The sequence below is a fragment of the Gemmobacter caeruleus genome, from assembly GCF_008271655.1.
Lineage (GTDB): Bacteria > Pseudomonadota > Alphaproteobacteria > Rhodobacterales > Rhodobacteraceae > Gemmobacter > Gemmobacter caeruleus.
The window spans coordinates 1-2,482 of sequence record NZ_VKKX01000035.1 but is presented as its reverse complement, the minus strand read 5'-3'; the positions used below and the strand labels follow the sequence as shown (position 1 = coordinate 2,482).

The 2,482-nt window shown below is 56.7% G+C and carries 3 protein-coding genes; 1 reads left to right on the top strand and 2 read right to left on the bottom strand.

Going from position 1 to position 2,482, the window contains the following annotated elements; all coding sequences use genetic code 11:
* The first annotated feature begins 132 nt into the window (after positions 1-132).
* The gene (locus FOA17_RS13385) at positions 133-753 is read left to right on the top strand and encodes a LysE family translocator (protein WP_238991817.1); all 621 of its coding nucleotides are present in this window, start codon (positions 133-135) and stop codon (positions 751-753) included.
* Positions 754-895: 142 nt separating this feature from the next.
* Here the strand turns inward: FOA17_RS13385 and FOA17_RS13380 are convergent, their stop codons facing one another.
* Together FOA17_RS13380 and FOA17_RS13375 are read right to left on the bottom strand one after the other, a co-directional pair.
* Complete coding sequence (locus tag FOA17_RS13380) at positions 896-1,390, bottom strand: GNAT family N-acetyltransferase (protein ID WP_149142017.1); 495 nt, start codon at positions 1,388-1,390, stop codon at positions 896-898.
* 265 nt (positions 1,391-1,655) lie between these two features.
* Positions 1,656-2,237 carry a recombinase family protein gene (locus tag FOA17_RS13375; protein ID WP_149142016.1) on the bottom strand — a complete coding sequence of 194 codons (582 nt, stop codon included), beginning with the start codon at positions 2,235-2,237 and terminating at the stop codon, positions 1,656-1,658.
* Positions 2,238-2,482: the final 245 nt, after the last annotated feature.

The following is a 2,482-nucleotide window of genomic DNA, read 5'->3' as shown; positions in this document are numbered from 1 at the left end:
ACCTCTAATATGACTATCATAACCGCTGTTTGGCCCCCACATTGTCCTTCGTCGCCAAGTCTTCGATCGAGGTTCCCACGAATGGAGAACGGGAGTTTCTCATGACCTGCTCCCCTGAAAGTTCCTCATTATTTGCCCGGCATCCTGCTCGCATACGCGGCTTTTCTAATCGCGATGATCAGTCCGGGGCCGAATGTCCTTGCCGTTATGGGAACATCGATGAGCTTTGGGCGGTTGCAAGGCATGGCCTTGGCGCTCGGAATCTCGGCAGGGTCATTCCTATGGGGAACGCTCGCCGCGACAGGTTTGTCGGCACTGCTCACGACCTACGCCGCGACGCTCACCATCATCAAGATCGCTGGCGGTATGTATCTCTTGTGGCTCGCTTACAAAGCGTTTCGGGCAGCAGCAGCGGAACAGACTGTGGAAGCGCGGGTGTTTGACGATGACGGGACGACAGGTCTGCGACACTTCACGCGGGGTCTTCTGGTGCAGATGACGAATCCGAAAGCTGCGCTGGCATGGGTTGCGATTATCTCTCTCGGTCTGCAACCTAATGCCCCCGTATGGGTTGCCGGCCTAATTGTAGTCGGGACTACTGTTCTCTCTGTCATCATCCATTTGATCTATGCACTTGTTTTTTCTTCGCGGCCGATGGTGCGACTTTATGCGAGGGCGCGACGGCCAATTCAGGCCACGCTCGGGCTGTTCTTTACGTTCGCTGGAATCAAATTGCTTGCGACCAAGATTTAACCGGCCGAGCTACGTGTCGCAAAAATACTAAGTTTTGCGAAAATTGAGCCGGCTGAAACGGGGTGGAAAGGGGACTGGCAGGTTTCGGCAATAGCGAGCAGAAAGCCGTCGTCAGCCGTTCCTTACCTCGCTGCTCCCGAGTTCAGAGCAGCGTGTCTGTGGTGCTGACATAGATCAGATTTCCACGAGCGTCGTTAGGTTCTCTTGGAGCTGCACCGATCCTTTTTGCAAGTGCAATGGAAGCGGCGTTCTCAGGGTGAATAACGTGAATTGCCTCTTTCCACCCAAGTTCTTCAAAGACCCAAGTTAAGCAACGGATGGCTGCTTCCGTTGCATATCCTTGGCCCCACACGTCGCGGCTGAATGCCCAGCCAATTTCTTGGCCAGCCCATCCAGGTGGGGACCAAGCTCCCGCGCGGCCTACCCAGCGTCCGGTTGCCTTCTCTATCACCGAGAAATTGCTGTATCCTTGGACAGCCCAAGCTCCGGTGAAAAGACACATGTTGCGCCAAGCGCCATAGGCATCTTGCGGCCCCCCAATGAAGCGTGTCGCCTCAATATCGGAGAGAAATGCGGTCCAAGCGGGAAGATCAGCCTGCTCGGGCCTTCGTAACAGCAGACGCTCGGTTTCTAACATTCTTGTGCCATGTCGAGATCATTGGAGACGCGCCCGTATCATCCAAAACTAACAGTTGGATGACAGAAACTAGAGCGACCCAATGACCGCTTAGGGAATTTCGCGATCAGAGCATGTAGGTCCGTAATGGGGTCGCCTCCGGTCATCCAAACCCTTCGCAAAAATCGGTCGCAAAAGGCAGACTTTCGCGACCGATTTTTGCGACAGAAATTTCCCTGCAAATTCAGTGTGAGCTTCACCGGTAAATGGCGGGTTTTCTTGATCGTTATGTGGCGGCGGGCTGACGCTGGAGGGTTCTGTAGACGGTCGGTCGTGAGACTGAGAAGACCTCGGCAAGGTCGCTGACGGAATAGTCGCCGGTGTCATACATGCGGCGGAGTTCTCGGGACTGACGGTCGGAGAGTTTGGGCTGCTTGCCGCGCAACTTCCCCTTGGCGCGGGCCACGGCCATCCCTTCTCGGGTGCGCATGCGGATCAGGTCCGACTCGAATTCCGCGAAGGTGGCGAGGATGTTGAAGAACATCTTCCCCATGGGGTCGGCCGGATCATAGACCGACGCGCCGAGCGCCAGATTGACGCCCCGCGCCTGCAACTGGTCGGCGATGTCGCGGGCATCGGGAACGGAGCGCGCCAGCCGGTCCAGCTTCGGCACGACAAGCGTGTCCCCTTCGCGCACAGCGGCGAGGGCTTGATCCAGACCTGGGCGGGCCCGGTTCGTGCCGGTCAGCCCGTGGTCGGTATAGATCCGATCCGGTGAAACGCCGAGATTTTCGAGCGCCTGCTTCTGCGCCGACAGATCCTGCCGGTCGGTGGAGCAGCGCGCGTATCCGATTTTTGTGGAAGCCATAGTGTGATTGTACGGATAAGGGGCCTCTTTTGCAAATTTAATCGTACCAGTTTTGTGATACAGTCAAGGTGCTGATTTTCATGTGAGGCGACCGGCCGTGTCAAATCGTCCGCTGATCGATCCTCATACGGACAACGCTCTTTTGAAAGGCCACCATGCCACGACGCAGCATTCTGACCGACCGACAGCGCGCGGCATTGCTCGATCTGCCGACTGCTGAGGCGGACATGCTGCATCACTTCACG

Coding starts and splice junctions, on each gene's coding strand:
- FOA17_RS13380 (WP_149142017.1), bottom strand. CDS start 1,390: ATGTTAGAAACCGAGCGTCTGCTGTTACGAAGGCCCGAGCAGGCTGAT.
- FOA17_RS13375 (WP_149142016.1), bottom strand. CDS start 2,237: ATGGCTTCCACAAAAATCGGATACGCGCGCTGCTCCACCGACCGGCAG.